Source organism: Bradyrhizobium sp. USDA 4541 (assembly GCF_024171085.1).
Classification (GTDB): Bacteria; Pseudomonadota; Alphaproteobacteria; order Rhizobiales; family Xanthobacteraceae; genus Bradyrhizobium; species Bradyrhizobium australafricanum.
The window spans coordinates 4,413,450-4,429,016 of record NZ_JALJZF010000001.1 but is presented as its reverse complement, the minus strand read 5'-3'; the positions used below and the strand labels follow the sequence as shown (position 1 = coordinate 4,429,016).

The window sequence follows — 15,567 nt, the reverse complement described above, 5'->3', positions numbered from 1 at the left end:
GCAAATAAGCAGGCGCAGCACAGCTTGACGCCGCGCGGATTCTGCTATGGTCGCCGCAACAATCGGGCCGCGGCCCCGCAGATATCTCAAGGAGAGAACGCCATGAATCCCCCCGTCAGCTCGCCCGCGATCAAGGTCGTGAAATCGGTTCGCGAGCAGGTGAGCGCCGAGGAGTGGCAGGCCCGCGTCGATCTTGCCGCCTGTTATCGGCTGACGGCGATGTACGGCATGACCGAGATGATCGCGAACCACATCTCCTGCCGCGTGCCCGGCACCACCGACCAGTTCCTGATCAACGCCTACGGCATGCTGTATGAGGAGATCGACGCCTCCAGCCTGATCAAGGTCGACGTCGAGGGCAACACGCTGCTCAACGCCACCGACTACGACGTCAACGTCGCCGGCTTCGTCATTCACAGCGCCATCCACATGGCCAAGCACGACATGGATTGCGTCGCGCACACCCATACCCCGGCCGGCATGGCGGTCTCGGCGATGGAATGCGGCCTGCTGCCGCTGGCGCAGACCTCGATGCGCTTCCTGCACATCGCCTATCACGACTTCGAGGGCATCGCCGACAATGTCGACGAGCGCGAACGCCTGGTCCGCGACCTCGGTGACAACGAGGCGATGATCCTGCGCAATCATGGTCTCCTGGTCGTCGGCCGTACCGTGCCCGCCGCCTTCAACGTGCTGTTTCGCCTCGAGCGCGCCTGCCAGACCCAGGTGATGGCGCTGTCCTGCAACACCAAGCTGATCTATCCGCCGCAAAATATCCTCGAAGACACCTATGAGCGGATGCTGCCGAAGCCCGGCCGCGCCGCCCGCAACGGCGAACTCGCCTGGCCCGCTCTGCTGCGCAAGCTCGACCGGACGGATCCATCGTATCGGGATTGAAAGCGAAAGCCGGCGCAGGCTTTCTCCATTCGTCGTCCCGGCGAAGGCCCGGCGAAGGCCGGGACCCATAACCACAGGGTAGCGTTGTTGAAAAACAGGCCGTGGCCCCAGCGTCGCGCAACAATTCGCATTCGTGGTAATGGGTCCGGCCTTCGCCGGGACAACGCTGAAATTGTTGCACGATCTGTGAGTCACACATCCGCATTCTCGCGACACATCTGCCCGAGCTTTGCTCTTCGTTCCGCCCTCCCTGTTGAAGAGAGCGTAGGGAAAGTTGGGAGCCGATCGCACCCATGGGCCCCGAGCAATGGGTAGAACTTGACGTTTCAAGCGGGTGAAGAAGCGCCGAGTGATCCAGCAGCCGCTGTCCGACCTGGCGGTCGAGATTGCCCGCGAGGCGCTCAGGGCATCGAACAAGCAATACGTCTTCGCCTGCCCGCTCGGCGATCAGCACGATCTACGCGGACGGCGGCGACCTTGGCCGGTGATCTTGGCTTTGATGATGCGTGGATCGCACGTTGCCTCGATCATTCCTCGAGCAAGAAGGCCGAGGTCGCCGTGCCCACCGTCACCGGCAAGGTCTACAATCATTCGACGCGAATGAAGGAGAATCGACGGCGTCGCGGCCGAGTTGCGACGGATCATTGGCAGCCTCGCAAAGCAACCTGAGACCAATCTACGTCTCGTCGCCTGAATTACGTGCGGAATACCAGACGGGCGTCTTGGGAGCCCGCACGTGTGGGACCCTTTCTTTGTAAAGCGGTGCGAAGCCATTTGGCTTACGCAAGGCCTCCGGCAGATGAGATGTCCATCTGGATCGACACGGGAGAACACCGCCGGCCCCTCGAATGATGAAACGCAAGAACCGAGGGGAGTGACTTTATGCGTCCCGAAGGGAACCATCTTCCTGCCAGGGCGTCAATTTGGAACTCGCTCAACGCTGCGGCGGGAGGTGGCCCCTTGGACACTATCGATATCTTAATCGTCGATGACGAGCATTTGGTCCACAGCTTCATTAGCGGTCCTCTTAGCGAGGCGGGCTTTGCGCCATTTGGCGTTTCGTCCGGCGATGAGGCGTTGAGTTTGTTGCGAGACAGTGGAGATAAGTACCGAGCCCTCGTCACCGATGTAAATCTCGGCGCGAATACGATGGATGGCTGGCAGCTTGCTCGCCGTGTCCGAGAAATGCATCCCGATTTTCCGATCGTTTACATGACCGGCGCCAGCGCCGAGCAATGGACTGCGAACGGCGTGCCCAACAGCATCCTTTTGACGAAGCCATTTGCGCCTGCCCAATTGGTGACTGCCGTCTCTCAACTGTTGAATGTTGGCACGTCTCCGCTCTGTCCAAAGGACTTGCCATAGCCGCGCCACCGGGTTTGCGACACAGATGGCGACATTCTAGGCTGCGTCATGTTTCGCCCGAGCCCATTTGCGGCTTAGTGCACCGTCTGCCGTCGATGCCGCGACACGTGCTCGATCAGTTCCGCGTTCAAACAATTTAGGATGCGCTCCAACTGCTCGTTGACCAGCAAGAGAGCCCTCAGAGCGCTGCGCACATCGCCGTCGCAGGCGGCAACGATCTCGTCTAGCTCCCGATCATATTCGTCCAGATAGTCGTTGGTCGTTGGGTGCGGCATACGAACAACATCCAAACAGAAAATACCGTCTCAGGATCGACGAGCACGCCGCTTGTCCTTGATATTCACAGGCGAGCGCCAAAGACCCGGTTGCATTTCGGCGAACGGCGATCTGCTCTGGACCCATACTTTCAACGGTTTTGGGAGATTACATGGTCGAGGTGTATTTCAATGTCAGACATGATCTGCTCGTCGTGAGAAAGGGTTTTCCGGTGCCGGCTGTCAGCGCTCAAGGTAAGTGGCGCAAGAGCAGAAGGAGGGTCGTCAGGGTCAGCGAGGAGATCAGACAGGCGGTCCAGAGCCACGGCTACTACATGCGTAAACTGCGCGATCTCAAGAAGAACTAGCACCGATCGGCACACAAAAGCCCGGCCGCCAATTAAGACGGCCGGGCGAAATGCAAATATGAACTCGATGAACACTGGGTATATGCTGCGGTGCGGGGCGAACTTCCATTCCGGATGAATACGGTGGCTCCGGTTTACCGGCATGTCGTCCGGGTTTTTACCGATAGACTGCATCGCGCGCAGCGCCTCCAATGGTTGCATTCTTTTATTAGTATTTGCGGTCGCGTCGTTCCGTCGGACGATCTCCTGCCAGTAGACCTTCGGACCATGCGCTTCCGCTTCATTGGGAGCATGCGATGATCGACCAAAGGACTGCGCCTTACGCTGCGTTCATTTTGCGGATTACGATTGCCGGGCTGTTCCTGGCGGCGCTCTACGGCAAGTTCATCTTGAAGCCGATCAGTCTTTGGTGGAACGGCCTATTTGAAAGCCGGATATCCAGAATGGGTGCTCACATACACGTTGAGCGCGGAATTCGCGGCGAGCATCCTATTGCTGCTCGGCGTCTATACCCGCTGGGTGAGCTTGTACACGCTGCCGATGATGCTCGGTGCCACGCACTTCTGGATGGTCCGTAAGAACTTCTGGTTCGTCGAAGGCGGATGGGAAATGCCCTTTGTCTGGGCGGTGATGCTACTCGCCCAAGCACTGCTCGGCGATGGCGCCTTCGCATTGAAGGTGCCGGCGCTGCCTTGGGAGCGACGATTGCAAAAGGTGCCTGCATGAACTTGAGCGACGTCATATGAGGATCGACGAGCCGAGGAGCGGCCCTAGCTCAGGTAGCTAGGGCCGCCGGTAAGCCCAAGGCGCAGTACACCCCTGCGTTCGTCCTCACTAGAGCGGAACCCCTAAGGTTGCATAGAGCCCGGGACTGCTAAATCCCAAAGGAGTGCCTCATCTGTCTCACCATCATCATGGTGGCGTCGGTGTATCGGCCGTGGGTGAGATACTGGTCTACCTGCGATGCACCTAGCAGCGCGAGGGCTGCAATCGCAAAACCTTTGATCATCGTGGGCCCCATAGGGAGACCGCCAACCGGGCTGGTCAGGTTGAGCATTCCGGAATGCGTTGTCGCTCGTCGCGACCTAACCGCAATGACCTAGACTGACACCAATTGGTAGAAAACCGTTAATCGGCAACGCCAGTCTGGGTTGCCGGCAGTGATATCGCGCGAGAGGCTTGATACTGCCGATCCCGTTAAGGTTTTCGGTGCGCGAGCGGGCCGGCTTTCAGGGCATTCGACGGGCGGCCTCTCTTTTCTACATGAACAGGGCAATAGCCACGATTGCGATGGGGCTTAGCCCGAGCGCCACGATGAGCTAGGGATCGCCGGTGCAATTTGTGCCACGGCAAAGCACCGTGGGGTGGTAAATAGCTGGTTCTCGGAGCATATTAGCCTTTATGAGACCGTGGCTAAAAATGGCGCTGATAGTTCTCGGCTTGTGCGCAGGCTGGATGGTCATCGGTTTATTGACCGTAGACGATGACGACGAATTCCACCAAGTCATCACGGCGTACAAAGCGCGCTAACTGGGACTGGCACTCGGTTCACCCACGGAGATCCCCGGACCGGCAGAACTACGACGCGAACACGGCAACCAAACTCCTATGTGCTCTGCGGTTTGGAAGCGTTGATCGTCCGTTCCACCTCATCAGCGAGCGCCCGATGATGGGCGGCTAGCTTGGCAAACAAGTCTTTCTTAGTCTCGTTGGTCGCGAGCTTGCTGATGAGTTCGCACTCCTCGGCCTCGACCCGAAGCTTCTCCAAGTGCGCCTTCATGTCCTTCATTTGAGGTTCCCCGATGCCGGGAACCATTTGAAGAGGGCGCTAGCGGACGTCAATACCCTGCGCTAATCGAGATATGAAACTCTGTTCACCCCGGAGAACATCGGCAGTCCAAACGGGTAAGAACAGATGGTGTCCAATGGAAATTGATGGGGCCAGAACATCTGATGGCACCTCGTCAAACGAGTTCGTGGCCTAATCGGCAACGGGACCTAAGCTAAGGTACTTTGAGCTGCCCTCGAAAGGCGGTACGCGGGACGCCGGGCCTTTCGCGTATTTGGCCCCGTCTTTTCGCGATTTTGCTGCGCCGGGTTATCGTTGCGACTTCCGTAGGATAGCGCGATGAGCGATTTGGAACTGGTATGGCGATCATGGCGGGCGCTTTCGCGGCTTGACCGGCGGCGATCTATCGAGATGCTTCGGTCGCATTGCGCCGAGGAGCGCGCAACGGTGCTGCGCCGGAATGGCAGCGCCGTCTATGGCGTCAAGGCGGCCTACTATTTGCTCGCGGCGAAAAGATCCCATTTCCCGGGCAGCCCCTTTAATTCGTATGAGCCTCGCTCGGAGAACTTCAGATCGGTGCCTGCTACGAGGTCGGTGACCACCCGCGAGACAAATACCTCATTGCTTCCCGACTGCGACATCACCCGCGCGGCTGCGTGGACGGCAATGCCACCGATGTCGTTGCCTCTGATTTCGACCTCGCCGCAATGAAGACCTGCGCGTACGGGCAGGCCAATACTCTTGCTCTCTTCACTGAGCGCCAAGGCGCATCGCACAGCCCGCCCCGGCCCGTCAAAGGTCGCCAGAACGCCATCGCCTGTGCTTTTCACCAAAGTGCCGCGATGCTTGCTGACAATCCGGCCGGAAAGATCGTCGTGATTGTCCAAGAGGTCGCGCCAACTGTGATCGCCGAGTTGCAAAGCGAGATTGGTCGATCCAACGATATCAGTAAAGAGAACGGTAGCGAGTATGCGCTCCAGATCAATTCCCTCGCTGGCGCGTTGTCCAGTGATGAATTCTTCGATGTCTCCGGTAACGCGCTCAATGTCTCCCGTCCAGAACGCGTGATCGCCCGACGGATATTCAATGTATTTCGCTCCCGGGATACCGGCGGCGAGCTGGCGGCCTAACGTTACAGGCACCTGCGCGTCGGTTGTTCGGTGCAGCACTAGGGTTGGCGTGCGGACGACTGGGAGGATGGGGTTGATGTCTATCCGTCGGTTCGAAAGTATGTAGGATTTCAGTGCGCCAGGACTGCTGCCCAACTTTTCGAATTTTGCGATGCGAGCGAGTATCTCCGGATTGCCAGCATCACTCGCGAAAACTCGCTTGAGGAAGTCCCCGTTTCCCCAACTCTTTACGACGTAAGCTAACCGTTCCTGAACCTCGGATGGCGTGAGGTTGGGCGGGAGCAGGTCTGATATCCGCGCCAGCCCTCCGAATAAGACCAAGTGGGAAACGCGCTCTGGGTAGGTCGTCGCGAATAGAACGCTCATCGACGCGCCTTCAGAGAAGCCAACTAGCGCAGCACGCTTGGAGTTGATTGCGTCCATGATCGTGCGGACATCGTCGATACGTTCCTCAAGAGACGGTACGTCGGCCAACCGATCTGATAGTCCTTGACCTCTCTTGTCGAACGTGACGACCCTTGAGAACTTCGCCAAGCGACGAAGAAAGCGCGTATAGCCCGGGAGTTCGTGCTGAAAATCGATGTGGGATATAATGCCCGGAACTAGGATAATGTCGGTGGGCCCGTCGCCCATGACTTGATAGGCGATGTTGAAGTCGCCGCTCTGCGCATACTGCGTCTCGGGCAACGCTACTTCCGTCATCGCGGCCCCCACCATTTGTTCGCGTTTCCAACTATCTTCCAGATCAGGCCGGACATCAACGGACGTCATCCACCGTAAATGCCCGGTATTTGTCCGTCACACGATGGGCCGAAGCTATGGTCTGGCACCTGAAGGTGAACGGTCTAAGGGCCTATTGGGACCCAGCTCAAGCGACTCTGTTTAAGCCATTGACAGACATGGCTTTATTCGTTCTTTGGATCATGAAAAAAAGGCTTGGCATCAGGACCACACGACTTCACCGTCCACGTCATGCGCACTCGTCAGTTGCGCAATCGGCGTCCACCGCATCTCGACCCACGTTCGTGACGACCGCGAAGCGCCCCTCAATCGGGTGAGACGGGCGGAATTGGATCAATGATTTGCCCGACGACGGAAGCGGGATTTGCCCGTCGGGGTGATCTGTCGCAGCCATCGTGCGGTGAGCGCGGAACGTCGTGCCGCTCAGCTTCCGAGCTGAATGGTGCGCTCCAGCGCCGCGGCGAAGCCGTTGAGGGGGACGTTAAAGACGACAGCCTGCCCGTTGCTGATGCTCTGTGCGGCAACGGTGAGCATTTTGGCCTTGCTGGTGGTGTCGGTCACGGCCGTGGGAAAGGATACCGGCAGCAAGCAGCCTTGCGCCGTGCAGGTGGAGAAGCGCGTCTGTTCGAGATCCTTGCCGTCAAGCTTGAGGACGGCCCCGGCGTCGAACTTCAGCCCGAACGGCATCAAGATGTTGCCTTCGGCCTTTCCGTCCCTGGGAATCAGTTCGATGGCGAAGATTTGCTGATTGGTTTCCTTGGCGAACTGTGTCTGCCCGAGGGTACACAGCTTGGCCCCGCCGTCGAGCTGGCATTTGACGATCCAGTCTCCGTAGGTCTCGCTGATCGCGGAAAGCGCCCTTGGGAAGCTGGACGGCGCGGACCACGCCGTCCATCGCGGACGTCCGGCTCCGTGTGTCGATCGGCATGGAGACGGTGCTCCCACTGGCATCCGACACATCGGGAGTTCGGGCGGCTTGCGCCGAACCGACGCCGACCATGACGACGAGAGCAACAATCGCCCGAAGACGCCTGTCTGCTGCGCTGACCGTCACCATTGCATTCACTCCGCCTCGTTACGTCCCGAAACCGACTTGCCTCTTCGTCGGCGTATTCGTGGGCATAATTCCCACGCGAGTGAGATAGGTCTACGTGGAGAGCCGCTGATATGCAAGAGCTGATCGCCGCCGGTGTGATTGTCGCGATTGTTGCGTTCTGCGGCGGGTATTTCTGGGCAATTGCACGTGAAGCCAGGACCGCGAACAAGGCCGCGAACAAGCAACAACGCAAATGCTAGTCCGGCGCCTCGACCTTGCTCCCGTGATTTGCCCGCGGGATGCGTTTTCAACTAAGCTCACCGGATGGACATGCTCGTCAAGCTCTACGCCCTGCCCGATTCCCGGCCCGCCTACGATCGATTGCTCAAGGCCGGAATTGTCATGCGCCGCGCGCTCGCGCCTGAAAAGCACAAGGTCGTGGCCTGGGTGCGGGAGACATTCAGCGAGGCGTGGGCCGGCGAAGCCGAGGTCGCGTTCAGCCGCCAACCCGTCTCCTGCTTCATCGCGATCCAGCAAAAGAAGATCCTCGGATTCGCCTGCCACGACGCAGCCTGTCGCAACTTCTTCGGTCCGACCGGGGTCGCGCCGAAGGCGCAGCAGGGCGGAATCGGCAAGGCGCTGCTGTTTGCATGCCTCGAGGACATGAAGCACCAGGGTTTCGGCTACGCCATCATCGGCGGCGTCGGGCCGGCGGAATTCTATGCGAAAGCTGTCGGCGCGGTGGCCATCGAAGGCTCCGCGCCGGGGATCTATCGAGGATTGCTGTAGCTGCGCCGCAAGTCCATTTCCGTCTTGTCGCGCTACGAGACAGACTGACAATGTCTGCGTTCACGGAGATCGGGTAACCCAAGGATGGCTGGCGGGTTGAAGATCACGACCGGCATCATCGCCGCGGTGCTGGTGATTGCGGCGGTGGCTCAGGCGCGCAGCGTGCTCGCCCCGCTTGCGGCCGCCCTGTTCATCATCGCGATCGTCTGGCCCGTTCAGCAACGGCTGCAGTCGTGGCTGCCGAAACTCCTCGCGCTCGCCATTACCGTCGTTGTTACGGTTGCCACCTGCATCGCGTTTGCCTCGCTGGCAGCATGGGGGTTCGGCCGCGTCGGGCGCTCCTTGATCGCGGATGCGGCGCGGTATCAGGCCTTCTACGATGCCGCAGTGATCTGGCTCGACGGCCATGGCGTCTCGTTCGCCGGCGTCTGGGCGGAGCATTTCAATGTCGGCTGGCTGCTGCGTACCACGCAATACGTCACGGGCCGCGTCAACACCACGTTGAGTTTCTGGCTCATCGCGCTGGTCTATGTCGTGCTGGGACTTCTCGAGGTCGACGACGCTGGTCGACGAATCCAGCGGTTGGAGAATCGCACAGCTGCCCGCGTCCTGCTCAAGGGCAGCAAAGCGACGGCCGCCAAGTTTCGCAAATATATGCTGGTGCGGACGCAGATGAGCGCGGTCACGGGTCTCTTGGTCGGCCTGTTCGCCGCCGTGACCGGGCTGCCATTCGCATTCGAATGGGGCGTGATCGCCTTTGTCCTCAACTACATTCCTTTCGTCGGTCCTTTCATCGCGACGCTGTTCCCCACGCTGCTGGCCATGACGCAGTTCGAGAGCTGGCCCGCGGTGTTTGGCGTGTTCGCCTGTCTCAACGTCATCCAGTTCGTGGTCGGCAGCTATATCGAACCGCGGGTGGCCGGTTCGACATTGTCGATCTCGCCGTTTCTGGTGCTGTTTGCGATCTTCTTCTGGAGCTCGCTTTGGGGCCTGTTTGGGACCTTCATCGGCGTGCCGATCACGCTCGCTATTCTGACCTTCTGTGCCGAGAGTCCGTCGGCCGCATGGATAGCCGATCTGTGTGGCGGATTGCACCATGACAAGCCGGAAGCGTCCTAGCTTGCGGCAATCTCAACCCGCTCGGGCTCGACGAGGCAGAGCTTCCGGTCCGGGCCGACCATCATTTTGTGGATATAGAAATAGCTGGCTGCATCGTCGGCCCCCATCACCGGCGACGGGGCCGAGACGATCCTCGACGCACCACATGTACCGATCCAGTCGATATGCCTGTGACCGTGCATCACCACCGAGCGATCGGAAAACCTTTGCAATTTGCGTACAAACCAGCTGCCGTTGATCAAGGCTGTCCCAATGCGCTCGGCAAATGTCTTCACCGGCATGGGATATTCCATCACGTGATGATGTAGCGCGATGGTCCAGCATGCCGTCGGAAAATGACGGATCGCAGCCTCCAACCGCCGCGTTTGCGCTTCCGAAACCAAACCGAGCGCGTTGGTGAAGGAGAAGTGGGTTTCGGCGTTGGAGTTGAGAATGGCGATCCCGAGGCCACCGTCCTGGTCCGGCGGCAGGATCATCGGGAATTGATCATCGAACAGGCCACGGAGCGCCGCTGCGCGGCGCACGCCTCCGTGCTGCGCAAATTGTGTTATCCGATCATGATAAGGGGCGAGCGCCTGGTTCAGCGTGGCCGACGGTTTGCCGGAACCGTCGATGACGCGCACGCGATCGCCCTGGACGGCCGCGATCGCCGACAGGGTACGCATCTGCCGTAGCCGCTTGCCTGGGCTGAACGGGAGGTCGAGGCGCGCAGGATTGGCACGATCCACGACGTTAACGTCATGATTGCCCGGAAGCATGATGATGCGTGCTGCAAGCTCGGAATGACCTGCCAACGCATCGAGAAATTCCGCCCATTCGCCGGGCCGGCCGGCGTCCGTCATATCGCCGCTGATCAGCACGTGGTCGAGCGGATCAATAGTGTGAATTTCGGCAAGGCGAGCCAACACGCGCTTGAAGTGCTCGTTTCCCCGCGGACCGGCGGTCCCGCTTTCGATGCGGAAGCCGTACCGCTCGCCGACCACGTGAAGATCGGACAGATGCGCAACGCGCCAGCAGCGGCCTCCGGACGGCGTCGCGTCGAATCCGGCCAGGTCGGCCGGTTGTTCCATACTGGCGTCGGCCACGCTCCAGGCCAGTGACGCGACCGCAAGATAGCAGGACACCAGCACCACGGCATTCGCGAACGTCGGCAACACCAGATGATGGATCAGAACAAGGTCATTGACGGTCGCAGTCCATTGCGAGGCAGGCCAGGCCAGGGCCGCGATCAATGCCGCCCCCGCGGAGAGCAGTATGCCGGCGCCGACCGAGCAACCGCGGCGCAGCCTCGTGCGAGAGGCAGGAGTTGCGCCGGTGCGCCAAAGCAGCTCCGCCAGATGGCCCAGCGCCTCGCGCGTGAAGGCATAACTCGGTTGGACCGCGAGCGCGTTCAGCGACCAGAAGCTTGTTTCCGCGATTTGAAGCAGCGGTCGTCCGCCGAGCCATCCCAAGGCCGCGATCACAATCAGCATCAGCACGGCGCCCACTTCGGACAGGGCAAGAGCGTGTTGCGAAAGGCTCGAAATCCAGGCGGATGCGACCAGTGGCGCAAGGCCGAGCAGTACGCCCGGAAGCAGAAGCGAGACCGTCCAGGCGAACAACAGTTTCGCCGGGCTTATCTCAACCAGAAGGCTACCCAAGATCGCGAACAACGAACGCTGTTCCGGGCTGGCGGCATTGTCCTCAAAGTCGCCGAGGCGGGGATCAAGCAGCACGCCGACGTTCTCCGTTGCACGGCGCATTCTGTCACAAACCGCTTCAGACCAACATACGCGTCAGGCTTAGCGCAGCTTCTCGAAGAACTCGCGCACCTCGCCGATGAACAGCTCGGGTTGCTCGAATGCCGAGAAATGTCCGCCTTTCGGCATCTCGCTCCAGTGCTGGATGTTGGTGAAGTTTGTCTCCATCCATTTGCGGACCGGCGTGACGATCTCCTTGGGGAACACGGCAACGCCGGTCGGCACGCTCACCTTGTGCGGGGTTCGCTTGCCCGGCCCAAAACTTTCCCAATAGAGCCGCGCCGATGACGCAGCCGTCGCGGTGACCCAGTACAGCATGACGTTGTCGAGCAGTTCGTCGCGGCTGAGGATGTTTTCCGGATGGCCGTCGCAATCGGTCCAGGCCCAGAATTTTTCCAGGATCCAGGCCGCCTGCCCGCTCGGGGAATCCGTCAGGCCATAGCCTAGCGTCTGCGGCCGGGTGGACTGCTGCTTGGAATAGCCGGAATCCCAGTCGGCATAATATTTGATGCCGTTGAGCGCCCTCGTCTCCTCCGGCGTCGGCTGCCCCTCGACATTGGGCCGGGTCGACATCGCAAGCGTGATGTGAATGCCGGCGCAATGCGCAGCATCCTGTCCGCCGATCGCGGTCGTCACCGCGGAGCCCCAGTCGCCGCCTTGCGCGAAATAGCTGGCGTAGCCGAGCCGCTGCATCAGGACGGCCCAGGCCGTCGCGATCCGGTCGACGCCCCAGCCCGTCGCTATAGGCTTGGCCGAGAAGCCGAAGCCCGGCAATGACGGGCACACCACGTGGAAGGCATCGGCGGCGCGGCCGCCATGCGCGGTCGGATCGGTCAGCGGCTCGATCACCTTGTGGAATTCGACCACCGATCCCGGCCAGCCATGGGTGATGATCAAGGGCCGCGCCTCCGGATGCTTCGAGCGGACATGGATGAAGTGGATGTCGAGCCCGTCGATTTCGGTGGTGAACTGGCTGAAGCGATTGAGCCGCGCCTCGCGCTGCCGCCAGTCATAGGTCTCGGCCCAATAGTGGCAGACGTCCTTGATCCATTGCAGCGGCGCGCCCTGGCTCCAGTCGTCGACCAGTTCGGCTTCCGGCCAGCGGATCCGGCGCAGCCGATTACGCAGATCCTCGAGGACATCGTCGCTGACGGCGATGCGGAACGGGCTGATGGCGGTCATGGCGTCTCCACGGGGATGCTGAACTTTCGGGGAAAGATAGGCTGGCGCGGGTCGCCGATCAAACCCCGCGCCGCAAACCTCGCCTGCACGAGCCCTGCACGACTAGCCGCGAAATCTGACGACAAGAACCACCATCGGCACCGCGATCTTGCTAAGACATCGGCCACAATAGATCGACATCATGCGCAGGCGATCGAAGCGCTGATGTCGCAGAGGACGGAGCTTGTTGTGGCAATCTATCTGATTAGCATCCATGACAGACAAGATGCCGTGCTGAAGTTGGGATTGCCGCTGGTCAATAGCTCGCCGAGCTATTTGCCGATCGCCACCTCGAGCAGCGCCTGGGCCTGCCTGGTGGCCGCGGCGAAGGCCGGCTGTTGCGGCGCGCGCTCGGTGAAGCAGCGCTTGAACGCATCCTCGCCCTGCTGGCGCAGGTCACCGAGCTTGTCATAGGCCTGCCTGGTGATCTGCTTGCGCTCGAGCCTTTCGGCCGCCGCATCGGCCTTCTTGTTGTAGTCGGTGCGGACCGCGGTGCAGGCCGGCACTTGCACCGCCGGCTCGATCTCGCCATAGGCGACATACATCTTGCCGCCGGCGAGCGCCGCCACGAACACCTCGTCGGCCTTGTCGGGGAACGAATCCTGGGTGCGGCCGGCCAGGAAGCCGTAAGCCACGGTGACGGACGCCGGCTTGGCGATCGGCAGGTCGTCGAAATTGACCACCGCGGCATCGGTCGAGATCGCCTGGGTGTAGAGGCCCTCGAACTTCAGGGCGGCATCGACCTGCTGCGGCACGTTCTTGCTGCCCTTGTCCCACCAGGTCTTGTGTTCGTGCAGCCAGCGCGTGAACAGAGGCTCGGTGGTGACAATGATATGGGCTTTCGGCTCGACGAAGCTGCCGTCGGCGCGTTTTTCTCCGATCTTCGCCCCGTCCCTGCCGGTGTCGGCATCGAAGCGCAGGCCGTCCAGCATGCCGAACCCCATATCGCCCTTGTATAGAGTCTCGAGGTTGAGCTGGGCCGGAGCAAAGCCCGGCCGGGCGGACTGGGACAGGATGGCCGTCAGCTGCCCCTTCAGCTCGTCGCGCGCGGCCACCTCGGCCTTGTCGACGGCCTCATTGATCTTGTTGTCGTTCGACAGCTTGGCGAATTTGGCGATCGCGGCGTCACGCGCGGCGATATAGCGGTCTTCCGGTGACGCGGCGCGGGCCGGCGAAAGCAGCAGGAACGGGGAAAGGACGAGGGCAAAGCGGAAAATAAAATGCATGCCCTGTGGTCGTCCGCAGGGCATGCAAGGTTCAAGGTCACGGGTACTACCAGCATATCCCTCGCCGGCAGACCCTCTGCCGGCGCAGGATCTCGTCAAGGCGAGCTGGTCAGGCCGCCTTTGTCACGGTGCCGTCGTTAGGCCGCCTTGGACTTCGCCACGTGGGTAGCGATCGCATCCATCAGCGGCGGCGACAAGCAGTCATAGGGCTCGAGCCCAAGCTCCTTGAGCCGCGACCTGATCCCGGCCATATCGGCCGGCTTGACGCCGGACTCGATCACCGACGACACGAAGGCGGCAAATCCGGGCGCAGCCGAGCCGGACTCCTGGAACAGCTCGGGATGGATGAAGTCGAGGCCATAGAACGGATGGCCCTTGTTCTCGATCCGGCCGTACATGTGGGTGCCGCATCCGGTGCAGGCATGGCGCTGGATCACCGCCGCGGCATCGACGATCTTCAGCTTGTCGCCGTTCTCCAACACGGTGACGTTCTCGCGCGGCACCACCGCGACCACCGAGAAGGTGGCGCCCGAAGGCTTCCAGCACTTGGTGCAGCCGCAGGCATGGTTGTGGGCGACGTCGCCCTTGATGCCGACCTTGACCGGCTTGTCCGCGCATTTGCAGACCAGCGTGCCGCCAGCAAAACTGCCGGAGCCTTGCTTGACGCCATTGTCGACCGACGGGTGGATATGAACAGTCATTGACCTATCCTCCTAGTGCTTGGTGTTTTGATTTCAGAATACGACGACCGAACGGATCGATTTTCCCTCGTGCATCAGGTCGAAGCCCTTGTTGATCTCGTCGAGTTTCAGCACGTGGGTGATCATCGGATCGATCTGGATCTTTCCGCCCATGTACCAGTCGACGATCTTCGGCACGTCGGTGCGGCCGCGCGCGCCGCCGAAGGCCGTGCCCTTCCAGACGCGTCCGGTGACGAGCTGGAACGGCCGGGTCGCGATCTCCTTGCCGGATTCCGCGACACCGATCACCACCGAGACGCCCCAGCCGCGATGGCAGGCTTCCAGCGCCTGCCGCATCACGTTGGTGTTGCCGGTGCAGTCGAAGGTGTAGTCGGCGCCGCCATCGGTCAGGCCCACCAGGTGCTGGACGATGTCGCCGCCCACCTTGGTCGGGTTGACGAAATGCGTCATGCCGAACTGCTTGCCCCAGGCCTCCTTGGAGTCATTGATGTCGACGCCGATGATCTTGTCGGCGCCGACCATCTTGGCGCCCTGGATCACGTTGAGGCCGATGCCGCCGAGGCCGAACACGACCACGTTGGAGCCCGGCGTCACCTTGGCGGTGTTGACGACCGCGCCGACACCGGTGGTGACGCCGCAGCCGATGTAGCAGCTCTTGTCGAACGGCGCGTCCTCGCGAATCTTGGCCACCGCGATCTCGGGCAGCACGGTGAAGTTCGAGAAGGTCGAGCAGCCCATATAGTGGAAGACCGTCTTGCCCTTGTAGCTGAAGCGCGAGGTGCCGTCGGGCATCACGCCCTTGCCCTGGGTGGCGCGGATCGCGGTGCAGAGATTGGTCTTCTGGCTCAGGCAGCTTTTGCACTGCCGGCATTCCGGCGTGTAGAGCGGGATCACATGATCGCCCGGCTTGACCGACGTCACGCCGGCGCCGACCTCGCGAACGATGCCCGCACCTTCGTGCCCGAGGATCGAGGGGAAGATGCCCTCGCTGTCGAAGCCGTCGAGCGTGTAGGCATCGGTGTGACAGATGCCCGTCGCCTTGATCTCGACCAGGACCTCGCCGGCCTTGGGACCCTCCAGATCGAGCTCGACGATCTCAAGCGGCTTCTTTGCTTCAAATGCGACTGCGGCGCGGGTCTTCATCTTGGTCTCCACAAAACGTCAAACAGGTTTCTCGTTCGCACCGGACGGG

Annotated in this window: 16 protein-coding genes; 7 read left to right on the top strand and 9 right to left on the bottom strand. The window is 61.0% G+C overall.

From position 1 onward, the window contains the following. The first annotated feature begins 102 nt into the window (after positions 1-102). Complete coding sequence (locus J2R80_RS20755; RefSeq protein WP_141339807.1) at positions 103-897, top strand: class II aldolase/adducin family protein; 795 nt, start codon at positions 103-105, stop codon at positions 895-897. Between the two features lie 960 nt (positions 898-1,857). Next, positions 1,858-2,262: a response regulator gene (locus tag J2R80_RS20750; RefSeq protein WP_076834133.1), complete on the top strand. Its 405-nt coding sequence runs from the start codon at positions 1,858-1,860 to the stop codon at positions 2,260-2,262. A gap of 74 nt (positions 2,263-2,336) precedes the next feature. On the opposite strand, the gene J2R80_RS20745 is transcribed toward J2R80_RS20750, so the two are convergent. Next, positions 2,337-2,537, bottom strand: coding sequence for a hypothetical protein (locus J2R80_RS20745; RefSeq protein WP_016847327.1), 201 nt, complete (start codon positions 2,535-2,537; stop codon positions 2,337-2,339). Positions 2,538-2,689: 152 nt separating this feature from the next. Between J2R80_RS20745 and J2R80_RS20740 the strand changes: the two genes are divergently transcribed. Together J2R80_RS20740 and J2R80_RS20735 are read left to right on the top strand one after the other, a co-directional pair. Then, complete coding sequence (locus tag J2R80_RS20740) at positions 2,690-2,884, top strand: hypothetical protein (protein WP_016847326.1); 195 nt, start codon at positions 2,690-2,692, stop codon at positions 2,882-2,884. Between the two features lie 423 nt (positions 2,885-3,307). Continuing rightward, positions 3,308-3,610: a DoxX family protein gene (locus J2R80_RS20735; protein ID WP_253639314.1), complete on the top strand. Its 303-nt coding sequence runs from the start codon at positions 3,308-3,310 to the stop codon at positions 3,608-3,610. Positions 3,611-4,490: 880 nt separating this feature from the next. Here the strand turns inward: J2R80_RS20735 and J2R80_RS20730 are convergent. The 3 genes from J2R80_RS20730 to J2R80_RS20720 form a co-directional block, all read right to left on the bottom strand. After that, complete coding sequence (locus J2R80_RS20730; RefSeq protein ID WP_018272863.1) at positions 4,491-4,673, bottom strand: hypothetical protein; 183 nt, start codon at positions 4,671-4,673, stop codon at positions 4,491-4,493. 494 nt (positions 4,674-5,167) lie between these two features. Then, on the bottom strand, positions 5,168-6,574 hold the full coding sequence (locus J2R80_RS20725) for an adenylate/guanylate cyclase domain-containing protein (RefSeq protein ID WP_253639313.1): 1,407 nt from the start codon (positions 6,572-6,574) through the stop codon (positions 5,168-5,170). A gap of 393 nt (positions 6,575-6,967) precedes the next feature. Continuing rightward, positions 6,968-7,495: an invasion associated locus B family protein gene (locus tag J2R80_RS20720; protein WP_159109496.1), complete on the bottom strand. Its 528-nt coding sequence runs from the start codon at positions 7,493-7,495 to the stop codon at positions 6,968-6,970. Between the two features lie 216 nt (positions 7,496-7,711). Here J2R80_RS20720 and J2R80_RS43280 point away from each other — a divergent pair, with 216 nt between their 5' ends. From J2R80_RS43280 to J2R80_RS20710, 3 genes are all read left to right on the top strand, one after another. Further along, positions 7,712-7,840: a hypothetical protein gene (locus tag J2R80_RS43280; RefSeq protein ID WP_256521342.1), complete on the top strand. Its 129-nt coding sequence runs from the start codon at positions 7,712-7,714 to the stop codon at positions 7,838-7,840. A gap of 64 nt (positions 7,841-7,904) precedes the next feature. Then, positions 7,905-8,369 (top strand): GNAT family N-acetyltransferase, encoded by a 465-nt coding sequence (locus J2R80_RS20715; RefSeq protein ID WP_253639312.1) that lies wholly within the window; start codon positions 7,905-7,907, stop codon positions 8,367-8,369. A gap of 84 nt (positions 8,370-8,453) precedes the next feature. Continuing rightward, positions 8,454-9,488, top strand: a complete 1,035-nt coding sequence (locus J2R80_RS20710) for an AI-2E family transporter (RefSeq protein ID WP_253639311.1) — start codon at positions 8,454-8,456, stop codon at positions 9,486-9,488. Here J2R80_RS20710 and J2R80_RS20705 read toward each other — a convergent pair. From J2R80_RS20705 to J2R80_RS20685, 5 genes are all read right to left on the bottom strand, one after another. Continuing rightward, a complete protein-coding gene (locus J2R80_RS20705; protein WP_253639310.1) occupies positions 9,485-11,230 on the bottom strand; it encodes a metallophosphoesterase in 1,746 nt (581 codons plus the stop codon). The two genes, J2R80_RS20710 and J2R80_RS20705, sit on opposite strands and share 4 nt — an antisense overlap. 39 nt (positions 11,231-11,269) lie before the next feature. Further along, a complete protein-coding gene (locus tag J2R80_RS20700) occupies positions 11,270-12,409 on the bottom strand; it encodes an epoxide hydrolase family protein (RefSeq protein ID WP_253589715.1) in 1,140 nt (379 codons plus the stop codon). A gap of 311 nt (positions 12,410-12,720) precedes the next feature. Further along, positions 12,721-13,674, bottom strand: a complete 954-nt coding sequence (locus J2R80_RS20695; protein WP_253639309.1) for a hypothetical protein — start codon at positions 13,672-13,674, stop codon at positions 12,721-12,723. 137 nt (positions 13,675-13,811) lie between these two features. Beyond that, complete coding sequence (gene gfa / locus J2R80_RS20690; protein ID WP_016847312.1) at positions 13,812-14,375, bottom strand: S-(hydroxymethyl)glutathione synthase; 564 nt, start codon at positions 14,373-14,375, stop codon at positions 13,812-13,814. A 33-nt stretch (positions 14,376-14,408) separates the two neighbouring features. Continuing rightward, on the bottom strand, positions 14,409-15,518 hold the full coding sequence (locus J2R80_RS20685; RefSeq protein WP_024580243.1) for an S-(hydroxymethyl)glutathione dehydrogenase/class III alcohol dehydrogenase: 1,110 nt from the start codon (positions 15,516-15,518) through the stop codon (positions 14,409-14,411). Between the last annotated feature and the right edge of the window lie 49 nt (positions 15,519-15,567).